The following is a 19,050-nucleotide window of genomic DNA, read 5'->3' as shown; positions in this document are numbered from 1 at the left end:
GGGTGTTAAAGTAGCGTCACAACAACGCCAAGACAGGAGCCTGGCAATGACCGCGACGCTGTCCCCGCTGCATATCGACTGCGATTTCGACTCCGGCAATATTCTGGTGCTCGATGCCAGCGATCCGGCGCACGTGCACCTGAACATCCGCCCCGACACCCACAGTGAACATTTCCAGTGGTTCCACTTCAAGGTCAGCGGCCTCACCCCTGGGCAGGTCCACCGCTTCAGCCTGGACAACGCCTACCAGTCGTCCTACAAGAACGCCTGGAGCGGCTATAACGCGGTCGCCTCCTACGACCAGCAGACCTGGTTCCGGGTACCCAGCACCTTCGACGGCAAGGCCTTGGCATTTGAAGTGAAGGCCGAGCACGCGCAGATCTGGTTCGCCTACTTCGAGCCTTACCCACGCGCGCGCCACAATCAGTTGATCGAGCGCGCCCAGCAAATCGACGGCGTCGAGCTACTGGCCCATGGCCGCAGCGTCCAGGGCCGGGACATTCCACTGCTACGTGCAGGTCATGGCGAGGCCGGCAAGCGCAAGCTATGGATCATCGCCCAGCAGCATCCGGGCGAGCACATGGCCGAATGGTTCATGGAAGGGGTGATCGAGCGTCTGCAAGCCAACGATGAGGTCATCCAGCAACTGCTGGCCATGGCCGACCTGTACCTGATTCCCAACATGAACCCGGACGGTGCTTTCCTCGGCCACCTGCGCACCAACTTCAAAGGCAAGGACCTCAACCGGGCTTGGCAGGATGCCAGTATCGAACTCAGCCCCGAGGTGTTCTTTGCTCAGGCGCAGATGAAGCAGTACGGCGTGGACGCCTTCATCGACGTCCACGGCGACGAGGAGATTCCCCACGTGTTCACCGCCGCCTGCGAGGGTAACCCGGGCTATACCCCGCGTATCGCGCAGTTGGAAGAGCAGTTCCGGCGTACTCTGTGCGGCTTGACGGCCGACTTCCAGACCCAGTTTGGCTACACCCGCGATGCGCCCGGGCAGGCCAATACGACACTGGCGTGCAACGCCGTGGGCATGGCCTACGACTGCCTGTCGCTAACCCTGGAGATGCCGTTCAAGGACCACGACGACGCGCCAGAACCGATCGCCCAATGGTCAGGGGCACGCTCGAAAGCCTTGGCAGGCGCCGTGCTGGAGACGTTGCTGAAGATGGTCGACGACTTGCGCTGAACAGGGGTGTTGGCCCACGGATGGGCCACCTCGGTCAAAACGCGACATCCAGAATCACATTGTCCACGTAGCTACCGGCCGGCGGCGTCGCCTGGTCGGTATAGACCTTGGCGTTGTAGTTGAACACCTGGCTGCCGGTGCCCGTACCGTTGCCGGGATTCACATCGGCATCGCTGCTCGAACGCCGCGCCGCACCCACCGAACCCCAGCGGGTAGTGCCGGCACTCTTGAAGATGTCGTAGGCCAGGTAGTTGCTGGTGCCGGACTTCATCCTGCGCCGCCCACCTGAAACGTTCTGCCCATCATCGAGCCCCACGGTGTAACTGCTGCCCTTGGTGCACGACAGGCTCACGCTCTGGCTCACCGTGCCAAACCCGGCGACCACCGGGGCGCTACCAAAGGCGATGTTGGGGGTGGTGATCTGGCAATCGTTGGTCACGCTGAGGCTGACCGTGAGGGTCTGGGTGCCGCTGCCAATGTCGCGGCCCAGGACACACGCGCCCAAGGCGCCGACGCCTGCGCAGTAGTTCCAGCTCCAGGCAATGCTCAGTGTCTCCTGGTACAACCCAGCGGCCACGTTGGCCCCCACCGTGGTGCGCAGGTACAACGGCACGGCCTTTGGGGTACTGCTACCGAGCAACCCCAGGGCATCGATGACACCGTTGCGGGCGAAGTCGAACTGTACGCCACGGGTGATCGGGTAGCTGGTCGTGGCATCGGCGTAGAGGGTATAGGGAATGATGTCGCCGGTCGGCCCCACCAGCCCGCTGGTGGGGGCCGTGATGGTGGCATAGAAATGATCGTTGCTGGCCAACAGCGTCAGCAATGATCCGGTGCACTGTAAACCGGCATTGGTGGTCGAGCCGCTCTGCACCGTGGTACGCACCAGGGTTGAGTTGAGTGAGCCGAAAAGCACCGGCGTGGTGGCCACCGAACTGCACAACGCCCAGGCCCCGCCAGGCAACCCCAGCAGCGCCGCCAGCATCGCACGCAATGCCACGCTCATTGGCACACCAGCGGGCCGATCAACGGAATGGGCCCCTGCCCTTCAGGCAAGGCGAATGCGACCTGGCACTGCCCGCCGCCCTCGGCCTTGTCCACGCGCAGGTGATTGTGCGGTGAAAGGTTCTCCAGATACACCAGCCCGTCCCACCCCACCACCGCCTCGGCGCCGCTCTCCTGATGCGAGACACGGCTGCCCAGCTTGAGCACCTGCTGATTGCCGTCCACCAATACCAGGCTCGCAGCCAGTACCTGGCGCAGCGGAAATTCCAACAGGTAGCCACTGCCACGGCGCACCGCCACGCGCTGCTCCACTTGCGGCGCCAGGACATCGGCTGGCAGCTGCATGGGGTCGATTTCGTATTTGCCGCGGTAGTAACCGCTGCTGTAGGGCACCAGCAGGTGCCCGTTGCGATCGGTGCGTCCGACCGGTTGATTCTCGTAATGCACCGGCACATCGGCGTAACCGTTGGTGCTGACTACCACGAACGCATCGTCGATGCGATTGGCAGCGAACAGTCCGGCATCCATCAGCACCAGCGAGCCGCTGGCGTCCGCCCAGCGGGTCATTTGCTCGGCGGTGCCATACACGCCGGCTTGCACCTGCACCGACTGCAAGCGCCAGGTCAGGTCGGCCTGGCGATAGGCGCCGGCGCTGCCGCCGCTGGCGTAGCCGAGGTTGTAGCCGACACCGCCGCCCACCGGCACCGCGCGGCTGTAGTTAACCCGCTGCAGATCCTGGCCGTCCTTGCCGCGCTCGGCGCTGAAGGCCAGGGTGCCGTGCACGTCGAAGGGGATCACCCACTGCGCCTGCACCGCCCAGGTGCTGTCGCCGACGTCGCGGTTGGCCGACAGGTACAGGCTGCTGTTGCCCCACAGCGGCTTGCTCCAGCTCAGGTTCAACAGTCGGGTGCGCGCCCCGTCGCCGGCACGGATATCGAAGTAACCCGCCCCGAGGCTGCCATAGCGGTCCAGGTTCAGGCTCACAGTGGCCTGCTCGCTGCGCCGGCTCAAACGCGTGTAAGGGCTGTCGACCAGCGACAGGTCGGCGTACTCGCCGTGACGCTCGATACGCTGGTAGTTGAAGCCGATGCGGTTGCTGCTGTACTGGTAGCCCAGCGCCACCTGCTGACCTGTGTCGCCGGCGAAGCGGCTTTGGGTCAGCGCGGCATTGACCACGCCGAAGGTGCCGATGCGCAGGTTACCGCCCAAGCCACCGAGCATCAGCGATTCGGACGTTTCGGCGTGGGTTTCGAGGGTGAAGGCGTCCGACAGCCCATGACGCAGGCTCGCCGTGGCCACGCCCGGGCCGTAGGCGAAATCGCGCACACCGTAATCACGGCGCAGGTTGCCCGCAGCCACGGAAAAGTCCGAGAGCCCCTTGGCCAGCAAGCTGCTGGTGACATAGAACGGCAAGGTGGTGGAAACCTGCCGACCCAAGGCATCGGTGGTCACCACCACCGCTTCCCCTGCGCCGTTGATGAACGGCACGTTGGTCAGGGTATAGGGGCCTGGCTGCAACTCGGTGCTGCTGCTTTTATAGCCGTTGATGAACAAATCCAGGGAGGTCGGCACCGCCGCTTCGCCGGCGAAGGCTGGCAGCGGGTAGGTGACCAGGTCGGGACGTGCGCCGAAGTCCCGCGACAGTTGCAGGCCACCTAACCTCACCGAGGTCGTCCACGGCAAGGCGCCGCTGACCACATCGCCCACCTCATAGCTGAGCAGGCGTTGCTCGTCGGTGTAGCGAAAGGTCGTGTCGTAGCGCAGGTAGCCCTGGCGGCCTTCGTTCGCGACACCCTGGAGCGACTGGCGCCATTGCCCGGTGCTGGAAAGCGTGCCCCAGGTGTCGAACAGGCGCAACTCGTTCCAGGCCGCCAGGTAGGTACCGCCATCGTCAGTGTCGTTGAGGTAAGCGTCGTAGTTGAACAGCGCACCGAAGCTGATGCGCGTATCGCTGGCCGGGTACAGCCCACGCTCGCCCACCTGCTGGTGAGGCAACCAGGCCGGCGGCACTTGCAGCAACAGGCGCTGGTTCTGGCTGTCGTAGTCGCTGTGCAAGTCAGGGATGTCATCCAGCGCCACTTCGCCTTGGGGGTCGCCGGGCAAGTGAATACCCGCTTCGCGCAGCACCTCGCTGGGCAGGTACAGGCGCCCCGCCCGCTGCTGCACCGGCACCAGCTCAGCCTTGCCGACCTGGTTCACCAGCAGGTCCAGGTACAGCGTGGCGTCGGCAATCGCCGCACTTTCGCTGGGCAGCGGCGGCAGATCGTCGGCCGCGCACACGACAGCGCCGAGCAGGGTCAGGCCCAGCCACAACCGATAGGTTGTCGCCCACATCCAGCTCACACACGATGTCCAACCATTGACGGGTCCTCCCTGGCCCCTGACGTTCGTGTACCCGGTTCGCTACTGGCCTTGGCGTATCGCCTGTGCCACATCCTGGCCGTTGACCCGCCCCTTGAGCAGCGTGCTGGGGCCAGGGGTGGCGGGCGCCGGCCAGCGCATGCTGGCGCCGGGCAGTACATAGCCGAGCAAACCTTCCACCACAGGCCGTTCCTGACCGCCCTGCTGCAACACCACATCGGTCAGACGCGCATGCACAGGGCCCGTGTTACGCAGCTCCAGGTACGGCTTGCCTTGTACCGATACGGCGCGCCAGCTCAACTGGGGCTTGCCGACACCCTCGACGCTGCGCCGGCCCTGCGGGTCAGGCTTACCCCACAACCCGTCGCCGTAGACGAACAGTGGCACCGAGTAGCGCATCTGCAAGCGGATCGCAGCCTTGGGGCCCTCAGTGGACGGGTCGACCGGCAACGGCGAGGGGATCTCGTCGATGATGATGCGATAGGCCTGCTCCTGCCCCGCCGGCGACTGGCCGGTGCGCGTCAGGCGGATCAGTTGTTTCTGTCCGGGCGGGATGTTGGCGACTGGCGGACTGCCGATGATCTCGCGCTGCGCCTGGAACTGCTCCTGGTATTCACCCTGGCGCCAGGCGAACACCCGCACTTGCAAGCTGGCTGGGGCGCTACCGCGGTTTTCCAGCCACAACGCACCGGCCTTCTGGTCGGCCTCAAGCACAGGGTCGATCGGCCAGATCAGCACCGAGGTGGCAGCGCTGACCTGCGCGCTGGCCATCAGCATCAGCCCAAGGATCGTCCACATCCGTAAAACGCCTGCCTGCATGCCCCTCTCCTCGGTTCTGTTCGCGGCGCACCTGGACTCACCAGGTCACCGTCACCTGCACGACATCGGTATAGGTCCCGGCCGGCAGGTTGCCCGGCAAGGTGGTACGCCCAAAAACCGGCAGTTTGATGGCCGTCGGGTCGCTGTAGCTCAGCGTGATGCTGCTGCCGACCCCCAGCACCTGGCTGAACGCCGCATCGCTATACAGCTGATAGGCCAGCAGTTGCGTACCCCCGCTGCGCTTGAGGTAGCGCGTGCCGCTGGCGGGGTTTTGGCCGCCATCAAGGCTCATGCTCAAGCCAACTCCGGGTGTGCACTGGAACGTCACCGTGGTGCCCCCCAGCGAGGTACTCACCACGCCCGTGGCCAACGCCGAACGCGTGCCATAGTCGAGCACCCCGTAGGCGGTCACCCCTCCGACCACCAGGCAGCCATTGGCGATGCTCGCCGACACTTGGAAGGTGCTGCTGGTCACCGCCTGCGCAGTGGGCACCAGCGCCAGCGCAAGGCCCAGGCCCAGCAACCGCAGCGCGCACGGCATGGCTCAGAAACTCAGCTCGACCGCTACCGTGTCGGTGTAGACCCCGGCGGGCAAGCCAGCCTTGCCCTTGGCCTGGCCGTACAGGTTGACCGTCTGTGCCGCCCCGCTGCTGGTCGGCAGGGTGATGGTGCCGTCGATGGCCAACAGTTGAGTGCGCCCAGCATCGGTGTAGAAGTCATACGGCACGAAGTTGCCGGCACCATCGGCCAGGGCACGAGTACCGCCGCTGGACTGACCATCATGGGCCCCGGCCCTGACCTTGATCACCGGTACAGTGCCCGAGGAGCACAGGATGCTCATGGCGCCGCCACCACCACCGAGCACCTGGGCGTTGGCGCTGGTGAACAGCGAATCCTGCGTGCCAAAGTTCAAGGCGCCGAAATTCAGCCCCGAGGTGCCCGAGGTGCCATTGACCTGGCAGGCTGCGGTCAGCGTCAGTGTCGAGCTGATGGTGCCGGTGACGGTGGCCGCCTGGGCGTGTAGCGCCAGGCCCAGGCCAAGGCCTGCGAGCAGGCAACGGGTAGAAAGCGTGGTCATGCTGAGGTCTCCTTACGTGTTACCAGTCCAGGGTCACTCTGAGGGTGTCGCGGTACAGCCCGGCGGGCAGCGCGCGCGGCTGCGCGACCACCACGCCGTAGATGGGCACAGGTACTTGCTCGGTGCTGTTGACCGTGAAAGTGCGCGCTTGGCCGATCGCGTAGCGGCTGCGACCGCTCGGATCGATCGCCAACTGATAAGGAATGGTTTCGCGGCCGTTGCTGAGGCGGCGTACGCCGTCACTGCCATTGAGCCCTTCGTTGATGCGCACACTGAAAGCACGCACCTGGGGCGAGCAACTGATTTGCAAGCTGCCCTCACCACCGGCTTCATCCACGCGCCCGCTCAACGGCTGGTCCCAGGTAGGTCCCTGGGCGCCGAAGTCGATCATGCCAGGGTTGCCCAGGGTCGCCGGTTGAGGATTGCTGCTGACCTGGCAGGCGGCGCCAATCACCAGCCGTGCCTGGATGAAACCGCTGCTACTGCCATGCGCCATGCCACCGGGCAGCAGCAGCGGGCCCAGGGACAGCAACAGCAGGGTGGTACGTTGCAGCGCATCCTTGTGCATGGCAGCTCCTTACCAGGTCACGGTGACTTTGAGCAGATCGGCGTAAAGCCCGGCGCGAGGCACCCAGGCCAAACGGTCGATCCGGGCATACAAGGGCAGCTCCACCGACCCGCTGTCCGGCACGCGTGCCGACTGTGCCACGCCAACCTCCAGCGGCTCGCGCCAGGCGGCGTCACGGTAAACGCGGTACGGGATCGGGCGGGCACCGGCATCGCTGCTGACCAGGTAGCGCACCTGGCCAACGCCGCCATGCTGGCCGCCGTCGACGCGGATCTGGTAAGGGGTGTCGGGGTTGCACTCAAGCCGTGGGGGGCGCGGGCTGTACAGCACCCCGCTCAATGTTGGATACGCGCCATCCAGGCGCGCGGAGCTGCCCAGGTCGATCACCCCCGAGGCCTGAGGGCCAGCGTCGCGGGGCTGAGTGACCAGCATGCAGCCACGCTGCACGCGGACTTGCACATCGACGAGAAAGTCCGCCGCTCCGGCACTGCCGCTCAACCACAGGCCTAACAACCCGGCCACCCAGCGCTCCGTCACCTTTCAATCCTTGTTTTGAAGGGATTAACAGCAGTGTAGCGGTGGGAATTGATCGCGCCGCACGCAAGATATCTCTCTTTAGCACTAGTCAGAAGGCGTGATCGACTGCACAAGGACGCCCACATTCTCTGCTCAGCCAACGAAACCCCTGAACTTCCTGCCGCTCAAATAGCCATAAGCCGGTAAATCCATTCATCTTCTGATACCGTACGTGACAACCTTAGCCAGCTACCTGATTTCATGCCCGGACGGACCCTACAGGAGAATCCCTTGAGCACTGCCCCGACCCCGCTCGATAAGGCCGTCGAACGCTGCGCCCAAGAGCCCATCCAAATTCCAGGCAGCATTCAGCCGCAGGGTTTCCTGCTGGTCGTGGAAGAGCCAGGCCTGACCGTTCTGCAGGCCAGCGAAAACGTGCAGCAATGGCTCGGCCTGACAGCCCCCGACCTGCTCGGCAAGCCCGTGGTGCAACTACTGGAGGCGGGCCAGGACCTGCCCGCGCTGCTCACCAGCATGCCGGCCGATGAGGTCTTCCCGTTTCATGTCGGTGATCTGCGACTGCACCCCGAGGCGCCCTACCGGGAACCGCTTCGGGTACTCGCGCACCGCCACGACCAGGTGTTGCTGCTCGAATGCGAACCCCGGCACAAGACCGGCCAAGGCGCCAGCGACTACTATCCACTGGTGCGTGCCTTCGTCAGCACCCTGCACCAGGCGGGCAGCATCGAAGAATTGCTGCAACACTCGGTACGGCAGATCAAGCGCATCACCGGGTTCGGCCGCGTCAAAGCCTATCGCTTCGACGAGCAAGGCAATGGCACGGTACTGGCAGAGGACGCCGAGCCCGACTATGCGCAGTACCTCGGCCTGTGCTTCCCGGCCTCGGACATCCCGCACCAGGCGCGCGAGCTTTACTGCATCAACCGCATCCGGGTAATCGAGGACGCCAACTACCAAGCGTCGCCACTGATACCCAGCGCTAACCCCCGCACCGGCCGGGCCCTGGACCTGAGTTTCGCTTCCTTGCGCAGCGTCTCGCCAGTGCACCTGCACTACATGCGCAACATGGGCACCCTGGCATCGATGTCACTGTCGATTGTGGTCGACGGCAAGCTCTGGGGCCTGGTGTCGTGCCACCACGCCACACCGCGCCCGGTGGACTTCCAGACCCGCACCGCCTGTGAGTTGCTGGCCAGCATGCTGTCGTTGCAGATAGAAGCCCTCGAAACCCACAACAGCACGCACTTCATGCTCGAAATGCGCCAGCGCATCGTGCGCATGCTCGCCTCGATGGCCGACCACGACAGTGTCAGCGATGGTCTGCTTGCACTGCCCGAGGTGATGCTGCGCTTTGCCGGCGCCTCGGGCGCGGCGGTCATCAGCGCCGATCGCTGCGACCTGATCGGCAACACGCCACCGGCCGCGCAGGTCAACGCCCTGGTGCACTGGCTGGCGCAGCGCGGCGACCAGGCGGTGTTCCACACCGACAACGTCCACCGCGACATCGAACTGCTGCCCGAGCTTGCCCAACACATCGGCGGGGTCCTCGCGGTGGCCATCTCGCAGATCCATTCACATTATCTACTGTGGTTCCGCCCCGAACAGGTACGCACGGTGAACTGGGCCGGCGAGCCGCAAAAGCAACCCGACGCCCAGGGCAACCTCAACCCGCGCCACAGCTTCGCCCGCTGGCAACAGGCCTTGCGTGGTTTTAGCGCGCCGTGGGAGCCGCTGATCGTCGACGGCGTGCTGGAGCTGCGCGGTGCGGTACTCGGCATCGTGCTGCGCAAGGCCGAGGAAATGGCGCAACTGGCGGGCGATCTACACCGCTCGAACAAGGAGCTGGAGGCGTTCTCCTACAGCGTCTCCCACGACCTGCGCGCACCGCTGCGCCACATTGCCGGCTACAGCGAACTGTTGGGCGAAATCGAAGGCGAACACCTCAGTGAGCGTGGCCTGCGCTTTCTCACCCACATCGAAGAAGCCGCGAAGTTCGCCGGCACGTTGGTCGACAACCTGCTCAACTTCTCGCAGATGGGCCGCGCAGCGCTACGCTTGTCCGATGTGGACCTCAACGCGCTGGTGCTCACCGTGCGCCACGAGATGGCCCCGGACTATGCCGGGCGCACGATCGACTGGCGCATCCAGCCATTGCCCAAGGTCTTCGCCGACCCGGCCTTCATCGCCATGACGCTGAACAACCTGATCGGCAATGCTGTGAAGTACACCCGCGCACGCGAATTGGCGGTGATCGAGATTGGCGCAATCGAGCACGACCATGAGATCGAGATCTACGTGCGCGACAACGGCGTAGGCTTTGACATGGCCTACGTCGACAAGCTGTTCGGCGTGTTCCAACGCCTACACCGCATGGAAGAGTTCGAGGGCACCGGTATCGGCCTGGCCAGCGTACGGCGGATCATCGAGCGCCATGATGGCCGGGTCTGGGCCAATGCCCAACTCGGCCAAGGCGCCAGTTTTCATTTCACTTTGCCGCGCAAACCGGCGGCACACTGAGGCTTCGCGCAACATGCTCAAACCCATCCTGCTGGTCGAAGACAACCCCAGGGACCTGGAGTTGACCCTCCTTGCGCTGGAGCGCAGCCAGTTGGCCAACGAAGTCATCGTGCTGCGCGACGGCGCCGACGCCCTGGATTATCTGCTGCAACGCAACGCCTACGCCGACCGCGATGGCGGCAACCCGGCGGTCATGCTGCTGGACCTGAAGCTGCCCAAGGTCGATGGCCTGCAAGTGCTCAAGGAGGTCCGCGCCACGCCGCAATTGCGCAGCATTCCCACGGTCATGCTGACCTCCTCGCGCGAGGAGCCCGACCTGCTGCGCGCCTATGAACTTGGCGTCAATGCCTACGTGGTCAAACCGGTGGAGTTCAAGGAATTCGTCGCGGCGATTTCCGACCTCGGGGTGTTCTGGGCGGTACTCAACGAGCCGCCACCCGGTTCGTTGCGGCTGAACCGCCGTAGCGGCAACTGAGGGCGCACGATGCAGCACACGCCGTTACACCTGCTGATGGTCGAGGACAGCAGCCTTGACGCCGAACTGACCTTGCTGAGCCTTGAGCGCAGCGGTTTGCAGGTGGTATCCAAACTGGTATTCGAGCATGTCGGTGTCGAACACGCCCTCACCACCGAACGCTTCGACCTGATCCTCTGCGATTGCGTACTGCCAGGCTCCTCCGGCACCGACGTGCTGGCCATCGCCCAGCGCCTGGCGCCGGATGTGCCGTTCATCTTCCTCTCCGGGATCTACGGCGAAGAACACGCGGTAGAGATGATCCGCCTGGGCGCCACCGACTACGTGCTCAAGAAGAACTTGCCGCTGCTGCCCAAGGCCGTGCGCCGGGCGCTGACCGAAGTGCATGAGCGCCAGCGCCGTCGGCGTGCCGAAGAAGCCCTGGCGCAGGTCGAGGCTCGCGCACGCATCGCCATTGATGCGGCCGGCATGGGCACCTGGGATTTTCACCCTGAACAAGACCTGTTGGTCTGGGACGACCGCTGCAAGAATCTGTTCGGCCTGCCCCCCGATACCGAGATAGACCTTGATGTGTTCTACGCCGGGATCTACCCCGATGACCGCGCCAAGGTTCGCGAGGCCGTCGAGCGGGCCATGCGCCCGGACAGCGACGGCTTGTATCGCATCGAGTTCCGCAGCGCCCCACCCGGCGGCCTGGAGCCGCGCTGGCTGCTGTCCAGCGGCCAGAGCCAGTTCATCGACGGCCGCTGCGTGCGGTTTTCCGGCGTACTGCAAGACATCCACCAGCAGCGCCAGGCTACCCGCGCGCTGGAGCAGCTCAACGAAATGCTCGGCGAACGCGTGGTACGCCGTACCCGCGAGCGCGACCGCGCCTGGGACCTGTCCCAGGACCTGTTGGCCGTGATCAACAAAGACCTCACCCCCGTGGCGCTGAACCCCGCCTGGGAAGCCACCCTGGGCTTCACCCGCGAACGCCTGACGCAAAGCTCACTGTTGCAACTGCTGCCCGAAGCGGACCAGGAGGCGCTGCTGGCCGAGCTGTCTGCGCTGTCCCTGGGCCGTACCAGTGCACGCTTCATTGGCCGCATCCTGCACGCCAGCGGCCAACAGCGCTGGCTGTCCTGGGTGGTGGTGCCTGATGAGAACCTGCTGTACGTCGTGGCACGTGACATCACCAGCGAGCGCGAGGCCGTACTGGACCTGGCCGAAGCCAACGATCGCCTGCGCGAACAGATCGCCGAGCGCGAACGCATCGAGGCTGCGCTGCAACAAATGCAGCGCCTGGAGGCGGTCGGCCAGCTCACCGCCGGGGTCGCCCACGACTTCAACAACCTGCTGACAGTGATCCTCACCGGCGCCAGTTTTCTTGCCCGCGACCTGGACAGAGGCAAGTTGGACAAGGCCCACACTCGCCTACAGCACATCCGCGAAGCGGGTGAACGGGGCGCCAAGCTCACCGCGCAGTTACTGGCCTTCTCACGCAAGCAGCGCCTGGAGCCGGTAGCGCTGAACCTCAACAGCACCCTGGCGGGCCTCGAAGAGCTGTTGCGCCGCACCTTGGGCGGCAGTATTTCGGTGCGCCTGGACCTGGACAACGACCTCTGGCAAGCACTGACCGACCCCACCCAGACCGAGATGATCATTCTCAACCTGGCGATCAACGCCCGCGATGCCATGCCTGGCGGCGGACAACTGACCCTGGCGACCCGCAACACCCGTGTCAGCAACTGCCCGCACCGCCCCGAAGACCCGGAACCCGGCGAATACGTGGTGCTGAGCATTCGCGACACCGGCTTCGGCATGAGCGAGGAGGTGCTGGCCAAGGTGTTCGAGCCATTCTTCACCACCAAGGACATCGGCAAGGGCTCAGGCCTGGGCTTGGCCCAGGTGTTCGGCTTTGCCAAACAATCCGGTGGCGGCGTGCGCATCGACACCACGCCAGGGCACGGCACCCAGGTCAGCGTGTACTTGCCTGCCGTGCGCCAACGTGCAGCGGACGTGCCCAACGTGCAAGTGCGAAGCGCCCCGCCCTCGCGCGATACACGTGCACGCAATGTGTTGTTGGTGGACGACGACCCGCTGGTGCGGGAAATGATCGGCGATGTACTGCGCCGCAGCGGCTATCAGGTGCGTCAGGCTCACAGCGGCGAACAGGCACTGGCCTTGCTGGATGCACAGGTGGAATTGCTGCTCACCGATTTTGCCATGCCTGAGTTCAATGGTGCGCAACTGGCACTGGCAGCCCGCGAACGCTTCCCGCGCCTGCCCGTGGTGTTCCTGACCGGATATGCCGACTTGCAGGGCCTGGAATTGCCAGACAGCCTGGTGATCCAGAAGCCCGCCAGCGAAGACACCTTGGTCCAAGCGTTGGCAGAACTGATGGAAAAGCGCGGGGCAGAATGAAAAAAATCGCCATTAGGCGATTGGGAGGGGGTGTTTTGAATAGGCTTGGAGAGTAATGGCAGGGGCGGCTGGATTCGAACCAACGCATGGCAGGATCAAAACCTGCTGCCTTACCGCTTGGCGACGCCCCTGTATCGGATGTGGCGGTTGCTGAATGAACCGCTGATCTGACTATTGACTGCCAGCTTCGTGTGTCGCTGTGCAGCAATGGCCAGCACTTTACCAGCGTTGCGTTTGGCTGCAAAGCTTTTTTTTGAAAAAAATGCTGAAAAACAGCAAGTTAGTTCAAGGCCTGGCGTGCAGCTTACCGTTCGTCGTTTTTTTCCCGCTTCGCTTCAACCCCTGCGCGATATCTCCTTCCAAACAGGTAGACCTATTAACCTGCGCATCACAAGGAGGGCGCCATGCCAGTTTCCCATGACCTCTACCAAGACCTGCATTACCCACGCGAGATCGTTCAGCAACGCCGCCAACAAGACCCGCAACTCGACCGCCTGCTCGATGAATACGTCGACATCGACAACCAGGTCCTGGCTGCCGAGGCGATCTCGGCAGGCAATTTCGTCGACGAAGACCTGCGTCACCTCAAAGAAAAGCGCCTGGCGGTGAAGTACATGATCGAGCGCCGTCTCGAGCGCAAAGACTGAAGGGCCGTTCAGCGCCATCGCAGGCGCACGCCTGCGATCAACGCACCTATCGCATTTCACGATACCTCTGCGGCACAATCCCGATTGCTCGAAACCTCGCGCTTCGCGCAAGCTGCACCCTGCCCTGCCGTGCCCTTGAGGAGCCTATCCGTTGTCTACCTGGATTCCCGCCACGTTACGCCGCCGGCGCCCCCCAACACGGCACGACAGCCTGTTGATGACGCACTTCCAGACCCGCGCAGCCGAGCGCGGCTACACGCTGAGCGAGGGCCAGTGCCGGGTGATCGCGGCCATGGCCGAGCAGCTGGCTACGCTGGAGGCGGGTCAAGCAACAAGCCTGTACCTGTACGGCGCGGTGGGGCGCGGTAAAAGCTGGTTGCTCGACGGTTTCTTCGAGGCGGTCACGCAGCCCCACAAGCGCCGCCTGCACTTCCATGATTTCTTCGCCCGATTGCACCAGGGCATGCACCGCCACCGGGGGCTGGACGATGCCCTTGGCGCCACCCTCGACGAGCTGTTGGGCGAGGTCAGGGTGCTGTGCTTCGACGAATTCCATGTGCACGACATCGGCGACGCCATGCTGCTGACGCGTCTGTTCAATGCCCTGTTCGCGCGTGGCATCCTGCTGCTGGTGACCTCCAACTACGCCCCCGAGGGGCTGCTGCCCAATCCGCTGTACCACGAACGCTTCCTGCCGGTGATCCGCCTGATCAACGAACGCATGCAGGTCCTGGAAGTAGGCGGCGATACCGACTTTCGCAGCCTGCCAGCCAACCGTGCGCACCAGCGGTTCACCCAGGGACACTATGTCTGGCCGGGCGATGCCGCGCAGCGCCAAGCCCTGCGCCTGCCTGCACCGCACGCGCAGGTGCTGCAGATCAACCAACGTCCGCTGCGCGTGCTGGCCGAGGACGGCGAACAGGTGATGTTCGCCTTCACCGACCTGTGCGAGCAAGCAACCGCCGTGATCGACTATCTGGTGCTGGCTGAGCGCTACAGCCACTGGGTCATCGATGGGCTGGATGACCTGGGCGAGTGCTCGCTCGCCGCTCAGCAACGCTTCGTCAACTTGGTGGATGTGCTGTACGACCAGGACCGACAGGTCACGGTGATCGGCAAGCGTGCACTGGCCGACAGCCTCGATGGGCCACTGGCCGACCTGATGCGCACCCGTAGCCGGCTGGGGCAACTGCATCAGATCGGGCCGCAGGCCTGAGCCCGGCACTGGGCCAAGGGTTGGCCGTGGCCATCTAGCCTGCGCGGGGCAGATCCGCCAGTACCGCCTCGATTTCACCCAGCACCGCAGGGTCGTCCAAGGTCGAAGGCGGCGTGTAGTCCTGGCCATCGGCGATCTTGCGCAAGACTGCCCGCAGGATCTTGCCCGAGCGGGTCTTGGGCAGGCGCTTGACCAGCCTGACCCGATTGAAACAGGCCAAGGCGCCGATGTGCTCACGCACGCTGGCCACCAACTCGCCCTGCAGTTGCGTTTCAACGATGCCCTGGCCGTCCTTGAGCACCACCAGCGCCAGCGGCACCTGGCCTTTGATGTCATCGTGCACACCAATCACCGCGCACTCGGCCACAGCCGGGTGGCGTGCCACCAGATCCTCCATCTCGCCGGTGGACAGGCGATGGCCAGAGACATTGATCACATCGTCGGTGCGCCCCATGATGTAGACGAAACCGTCGTCGTCCAGGTAGCCGCCGTCACCGGTGTGGTAGTAGCCGGGATAGCTGTGCAGGTAGGCCTCCAGGTAGCGCGGGTGATCGCCCCACAAGGTCTGGCTGCACCCTGGCGGTAATGGCAAGGCGATGACGATGGCGCCCTGCTGGTTCGGCCCCAACGACTTGCCGTCGTCGTCCAGGACCTGCACGTGATAGCCCGGCACTGCACGGTTGCTCGACCCCGCTCGCGCCGCGCTGCCCTCCAGCCCAACACACGGCGCGGTGACCGGCCAGCCGGTCTCGGTCTGCCACCAGTGGTCGTGTACCGGCTTGCCAGTGACCCGTTCCAGCCATTCGTGGGTACTGGAATCGAGCTTCTCACCGGCCAGGAACAGTTGGCGCAACGACCCCAGGTCGTGGCGGCGGATCAATGCCCCCTCGGGGTCTTCCTTGCGAATCGCGCGCATGGCGGTGGGCGCGCAGAACAAGGCATTGACCTGGTACTGCTCCACCACCCGCCAGTACGCCGAGGCGTCCGGGGTGCGGATTGGCTTGCCTTCGTAGAACACCGTGGTACAGCCACTCATCAGTGGACCGTAGACAATCAGCGAGTGCCCGACCACCCAACCCACGTCGGAGATGCCCCACCACACATCGCCCGCCTGCATGCCGTAGATATGCCGCATGGCAAAGCACAAGGCGACCGCGTTGCCGCCATTCTCGCGCACGATGCCCTTGGGTTTGCCGGTGGTCCCGGAGGTGTACATGATGTACAGCGGATCGCCCGCCGCCAGCGCCACCGGCGCGACCGGCTCGGCGCCGGCCAACGCCTGCTGCCAGTCCAGATCGCGACCCGCCTGCAACGATGCGTACGCTTGCGCCCGCTGTAGCACCAGCACATGCCGAGGTTGGTGCCGAGCCAGTTGCAAGGCGCGGTCGACCAGCGGCTTGTATTCGATGACCCGGTCGAACTCCAGCCCGCAAGAGGCCGTGAGCAGCAATGCCGGACGGGCATCGTCGATGCGCAGCGCCAACTCGTTGGCCGCGAAGCCACCGAACACCACCGAATGCACCGCGCCGATGCGCGCGCAGGCCAGCATGGCCATGGCGGCCTGGGGCACCATGGGCATGTAGATGATCACCCCATCGCCCTTGCCCACGCCGAGTGCGCGCAGCAGCCCAGCCAGGCGCGCCACTTCATCGCGCAGCTGATGATAGGTGAACGTCTGCTGAGTGCCCGTCACGGGGGAGTCATAGATCAGCGCCAGTTGCTCGCCACGGCCCTGCTCGATCTGGTGGTCGAGGGCCAGGTGGCAGGTGTTCAAGCGACCGTCTTCGAACCAGCGGTGAGTGCCGTCGGCGTTCTGTTGCAGGGTGAGCGTTGGTTTGCGCTGCCAAGCCAACTGATCGGCCTGGGCTTGCCAGAAGGCTGCTGGGTCGGCAATGGAATGGGCGTAGCTGTGCTGATAGGTCATTGGTTCGCAACCCGGTACTTGTTGTTATTGAAGGGCGGACCTTGAGTATGGCTGCCCGAGGCCGGGCCGCCATGGGACTTACGTCGTAACGGTTATGCACAATTGCGAGGGGTATATCCGCCGGTACAGCTTCAAGCACTCGGCGCGCTCAAGCAGGCTGGCCGACTATCCAAAGCCCCATTTCGGTGCAATCCGCCCTAGAATGAGCCCCCTCCCCTCATCAGAGCAGGCACATGGACATCGATCAGGCCCGAACCTTCCTGGAAATCATCCGCAGCGGCAGCCTGGCCGCCGCTGCCGAGCGCCTGTTCGTATCCCAAACCGCCATTACCGCACGGGTTCAGCGCCTGGAACAGCAACTGGGCTGCCAGCTGTTCGTGCGCAGCCGCACCGGCGCGACGTTGACCCGCGACGGCGAAGCGTTCATCACCTATGCCAACCAACTGGTACAAACCTGGGAAGCCGCGCGCCGCGACCTGCCGCTGCCCCAGGGTTGTCAGCAGGTGCTGCATGTCGGCGGCGAGGTGAGCCTGGGCAATCCGATGATGCTCGATTGGGTCAGCGCCTTGCACCACGCGCTGCCCAGCCACGCCATCCGCAGCGAGGTCAGCGACGGCGAATCACTGCTGCGCAAGGTGGAGATGGGCCTGCTCGACGCAGCACTGGTGTACCAGCCCACCTATGGGCCGGGGCTGCAAGTGGAACAGCTGATGGAGGAGAAGCTGATCCGCATCCGCCGCGCCGATGCACCCGAGCCGTACATCTACATCGACTGGGGCGAGGCCTTCCGCCGCCAGCATGACGCCGCCCTGCCCGAACTGTCGCGCCCGGCCCTGAGCTTCAACCTCGGACCGCTGGCGTTGCAGTTCATCCTCGACCAAGGCGGCAGCGGCTACTTCCGCACGCGCGTGGTGCAAAGCTACCTGCAAGGCGGGGTGCTCGAACGGGTCCCGCAGGCCCCGGAATTCACCTACCCGACCTTCCTGGTGTACGCCCGCAAGTGCGACAGCGAAGCACTGCAACAGGCCTTCGGCGTGCTACGCCGGCTGGTGGCGGCCGGCCAGAGCGACTGGTCACAGCGCTGGGACCCGCTGATCTGAGGCCTGCCCGGAGGCGCTGAGCAACTGGCGCTTGAGGCCGGCAATCAGGTCAGTCTGGGTAATTACCCCCACCAGCCGGCCCTCGTCGAGGACCGGCAGGCAGTGTTGGCCCTGCTCGCCCAACAGCGGTAGCAAGCGCTCCAGCGGGTGGCGGCTACTGACACTCACCACCTGCCGGTTCATCACCTGCTCCAGGCGCACGCTCTTGCGCCGTAGCACCGCGCGCCAGCTGAAACATCCACGCGCCATGGCCGGGCCGATCAGATCGCCGAGCCCGACCACCCCGACCAAACGACCGCCTTCAAGCACCGGCAAGCTTTTCAGGTGATGGTCCGCGAGCAGCTTCCAGGCCTGTTCGAGGGTGGTGCGCGGGGTCACCGACTGCACGTCGCGGGACATCACGGAGGCGGCGGTGATGCCGTTCAGGCTGCGTTGCAACGCGTGCTGCTCGGTTGCCAGGATGATACGTTCCAACTCGTCGCGGGTGACGTCGACGAATTCGCCTATGTCTTCCAGGGCTTGGTCGAGGTCCTCGCCGCGGATGCCGACCCGCTCGTCCGGCAGCGGATCATGGGTGTGATGGGGCGTCTTGCGTGGCGCCGCACCTTTGGGGTAGCGCACCCCGGTGAGGCGGTTGTAGAGCACCGCCACGATCACCAGTATCAGCGCATTGAGCATGACAGGCTCGATCAGATGGTCGCCCATGGCCACCAGCCCCGGATCGGCCAACACGGCGCTCACCGCCACCCCGCCTCCAGGCGGATGCAGACAGCGCAACAGCCCCATCACCAGGATGCTGAGGCCCAGCGCGGCGGCGGCCACCCAGGCGCCATCGCCAAAGCCGTGACGCATGCCAAGCCCCACGGCACAGGCCACGCCATAGCTGCCCAGCACCGGCCAGGGCTGGGCCAGAGGGCCGGAGTGAACGGCAAAGACCAGCACCGCCGAGGCTGCCAATGGGCCGAGCAGATGCAGGGCGATGGCCGGACCAAATGCCAGGCTGCACACGTAACCGGCCAGAAACAGGCTAACCAGCGCACCAACGCCGGCACGCAGCCATTCTTTCGCAGGCATGTTCAACGGTGCTGGCAGCAGGCGCTGTAAGCGATTTTCATAACGCGAGGCAGACATCGAATTAAGCGGGGTCGACTGTTTGATTAAAAAGAAAAGCCCAGCACAACCGGCCTGGGCCCTGTATTGCCAAG

The 19,050-nt window shown here is 64.6% G+C and carries 16 protein-coding genes and 1 tRNA gene; 7 read left to right on the top strand and 10 right to left on the bottom strand.

The features are described from left to right. Positions 1-46 precede the first annotated feature (46 nt). Positions 47-1,195, top strand: a complete 1,149-nt coding sequence (locus ACNFIC_RS15305) for a M14-type cytosolic carboxypeptidase (protein ID WP_416781322.1) — start codon at positions 47-49, stop codon at positions 1,193-1,195. Positions 1,196-1,229: 34 nt separating this feature from the next. Here the strand turns inward: ACNFIC_RS15305 and ACNFIC_RS15300 are convergent, their stop codons facing one another. From ACNFIC_RS15300 to ACNFIC_RS15270, 7 genes are all read right to left on the bottom strand, one after another. After that, positions 1,230-2,201: a spore coat U domain-containing protein gene (locus tag ACNFIC_RS15300; RefSeq protein WP_416781321.1), complete on the bottom strand. Its 972-nt coding sequence runs from the start codon at positions 2,199-2,201 to the stop codon at positions 1,230-1,232. Next, the gene (locus ACNFIC_RS15295) at positions 2,198-4,534 is read right to left on the bottom strand and encodes a fimbria/pilus outer membrane usher protein (protein WP_416781381.1); all 2,337 of its coding nucleotides are present in this window, start codon (positions 4,532-4,534) and stop codon (positions 2,198-2,200) included. The genes ACNFIC_RS15300 and ACNFIC_RS15295 overlap by 4 nt, the downstream gene beginning before the upstream one ends. 69 nt (positions 4,535-4,603) lie before the next feature. Beyond that, positions 4,604-5,380, bottom strand: a complete 777-nt coding sequence (locus ACNFIC_RS15290; protein ID WP_138220858.1) for a molecular chaperone — start codon at positions 5,378-5,380, stop codon at positions 4,604-4,606. A gap of 37 nt (positions 5,381-5,417) precedes the next feature. After that, positions 5,418-5,921 carry a spore coat U domain-containing protein gene (locus ACNFIC_RS15285; RefSeq protein ID WP_416781320.1) on the bottom strand — a complete coding sequence of 168 codons (504 nt, stop codon included), beginning with the start codon at positions 5,919-5,921 and terminating at the stop codon, positions 5,418-5,420. Positions 5,922-5,924: 3 nt separating this feature from the next. Next, positions 5,925-6,458 (bottom strand): spore coat U domain-containing protein, encoded by a 534-nt coding sequence (locus ACNFIC_RS15280; RefSeq protein WP_416781319.1) that lies wholly within the window; start codon positions 6,456-6,458, stop codon positions 5,925-5,927. A 19-nt stretch (positions 6,459-6,477) separates the two neighbouring features. Continuing rightward, positions 6,478-7,011, bottom strand: a complete 534-nt coding sequence (locus ACNFIC_RS15275; protein WP_416781380.1) for a spore coat U domain-containing protein — start codon at positions 7,009-7,011, stop codon at positions 6,478-6,480. Between the two features lie 24 nt (positions 7,012-7,035). Beyond that, positions 7,036-7,563, bottom strand: coding sequence for a spore coat U domain-containing protein (locus ACNFIC_RS15270; protein ID WP_138220861.1), 528 nt, complete (start codon positions 7,561-7,563; stop codon positions 7,036-7,038). A gap of 240 nt (positions 7,564-7,803) precedes the next feature. On the opposite strand from ACNFIC_RS15270, the gene ACNFIC_RS15265 reads away from it, so the two are divergent. The 3 genes from ACNFIC_RS15265 to ACNFIC_RS15255 are packed head-to-tail and all read left to right on the top strand — an operon-like array spanning position 7,804 to position 12,958. Next, positions 7,804-10,080 (top strand): ATP-binding protein, encoded by a 2,277-nt coding sequence (locus tag ACNFIC_RS15265; protein WP_416781318.1) that lies wholly within the window; start codon positions 7,804-7,806, stop codon positions 10,078-10,080. A gap of 13 nt (positions 10,081-10,093) precedes the next feature. Continuing rightward, positions 10,094-10,555, top strand: coding sequence for a response regulator (locus tag ACNFIC_RS15260; RefSeq protein ID WP_138220863.1), 462 nt, complete (start codon positions 10,094-10,096; stop codon positions 10,553-10,555). 9 nt (positions 10,556-10,564) lie between these two features. After that, positions 10,565-12,958: a response regulator gene (locus ACNFIC_RS15255; RefSeq protein WP_416781317.1), complete on the top strand. Its 2,394-nt coding sequence runs from the start codon at positions 10,565-10,567 to the stop codon at positions 12,956-12,958. A 56-nt stretch (positions 12,959-13,014) separates the two neighbouring features. Here ACNFIC_RS15255 and ACNFIC_RS15250 read toward each other — a convergent pair. Further along, positions 13,015-13,089: transfer RNA gene (locus ACNFIC_RS15250), tRNA-Gln, on the bottom strand. Positions 13,090-13,362: 273 nt separating this feature from the next. On the opposite strand from ACNFIC_RS15250, the gene ACNFIC_RS15245 reads away from it, so the two are divergent. After that, positions 13,363-13,605: a hypothetical protein gene (locus tag ACNFIC_RS15245; RefSeq protein ID WP_138220865.1), complete on the top strand. Its 243-nt coding sequence runs from the start codon at positions 13,363-13,365 to the stop codon at positions 13,603-13,605. 151 nt (positions 13,606-13,756) lie between these two features. Then, a complete protein-coding gene (gene zapE, locus ACNFIC_RS15240; RefSeq protein WP_416781316.1) occupies positions 13,757-14,821 on the top strand; it encodes a cell division protein ZapE in 1,065 nt (354 codons plus the stop codon). A 34-nt stretch (positions 14,822-14,855) separates the two neighbouring features. Here zapE and ACNFIC_RS15235 read toward each other — a convergent pair whose 3' ends face one another. Further along, complete coding sequence (locus ACNFIC_RS15235; RefSeq protein ID WP_416781315.1) at positions 14,856-16,745, bottom strand: propionyl-CoA synthetase; 1,890 nt, start codon at positions 16,743-16,745, stop codon at positions 14,856-14,858. Positions 16,746-16,978: 233 nt separating this feature from the next. Here ACNFIC_RS15235 and ACNFIC_RS15230 point away from each other — a divergent pair, with 233 nt between their 5' ends. Beyond that, the gene (locus ACNFIC_RS15230; RefSeq protein WP_138220867.1) at positions 16,979-17,845 is read left to right on the top strand and encodes a LysR family transcriptional regulator; all 867 of its coding nucleotides are present in this window, start codon (positions 16,979-16,981) and stop codon (positions 17,843-17,845) included. Here ACNFIC_RS15230 and ACNFIC_RS15225 read toward each other — a convergent pair. Then, entirely contained in the window at positions 17,819-18,976 is a 1,158-nt protein-coding gene (locus ACNFIC_RS15225; protein ID WP_416781314.1) for an HPP family protein, read from the bottom strand. The genes ACNFIC_RS15230 and ACNFIC_RS15225 overlap by 27 nt on opposite strands. Positions 18,977-19,050 lie beyond the last annotated feature (74 nt).

The organism is Pseudomonas sp. NY15463 (genome assembly GCF_048068415.1).
GTDB classification, from domain to species: domain Bacteria; phylum Pseudomonadota; class Gammaproteobacteria; order Pseudomonadales; family Pseudomonadaceae; genus Aquipseudomonas; species Aquipseudomonas mosselii_C.
The sequence above is the reverse complement of the archived record's forward strand: the minus strand, read 5'-3'. Positions and strand labels throughout refer to the sequence as shown.

What these genes read in the sequence shown, in the direction of transcription:
- ACNFIC_RS15295 (WP_416781381.1), bottom strand. Translation starts at nt 4,534, where the DNA reads ATGTGGGCGACAACCTATCGGTTGTGGCTGGGCCTGACCCTGCTCGGC.
- ACNFIC_RS15230 (WP_138220867.1), top strand. Translation starts at nt 16,979, where the DNA reads ATGGACATCGATCAGGCCCGAACCTTCCTGGAAATCATCCGCAGCGGC.
- ACNFIC_RS15290 (WP_138220858.1), bottom strand. Translation starts at nt 5,380, where the DNA reads ATGCAGGCAGGCGTTTTACGGATGTGGACGATCCTTGGGCTGATGCTG.
- ACNFIC_RS15305 (WP_416781322.1), top strand. Translation starts at nt 47, where the DNA reads ATGACCGCGACGCTGTCCCCGCTGCATATCGACTGCGATTTCGACTCC.
- ACNFIC_RS15280 (WP_416781319.1), bottom strand. Translation starts at nt 6,458, where the DNA reads ATGACCACGCTTTCTACCCGTTGCCTGCTCGCAGGCCTTGGCCTGGGC.
- ACNFIC_RS15255 (WP_416781317.1), top strand. Translation starts at nt 10,565, where the DNA reads ATGCAGCACACGCCGTTACACCTGCTGATGGTCGAGGACAGCAGCCTT.
- ACNFIC_RS15245 (WP_138220865.1), top strand. Translation starts at nt 13,363, where the DNA reads ATGCCAGTTTCCCATGACCTCTACCAAGACCTGCATTACCCACGCGAG.
- ACNFIC_RS15225 (WP_416781314.1), bottom strand. Translation starts at nt 18,976, where the DNA reads ATGTCTGCCTCGCGTTATGAAAATCGCTTACAGCGCCTGCTGCCAGCA.
- ACNFIC_RS15285 (WP_416781320.1), bottom strand. Translation starts at nt 5,921, where the DNA reads ATGCCGTGCGCGCTGCGGTTGCTGGGCCTGGGCCTTGCGCTGGCGCTG.
- ACNFIC_RS15260 (WP_138220863.1), top strand. Translation starts at nt 10,094, where the DNA reads ATGCTCAAACCCATCCTGCTGGTCGAAGACAACCCCAGGGACCTGGAG.
- ACNFIC_RS15235 (WP_416781315.1), bottom strand. Translation starts at nt 16,745, where the DNA reads ATGACCTATCAGCACAGCTACGCCCATTCCATTGCCGACCCAGCAGCC.
- ACNFIC_RS15265 (WP_416781318.1), top strand. Translation starts at nt 7,804, where the DNA reads ATGCCCGGACGGACCCTACAGGAGAATCCCTTGAGCACTGCCCCGACC.
- ACNFIC_RS15300 (WP_416781321.1), bottom strand. Translation starts at nt 2,201, where the DNA reads ATGAGCGTGGCATTGCGTGCGATGCTGGCGGCGCTGCTGGGGTTGCCT.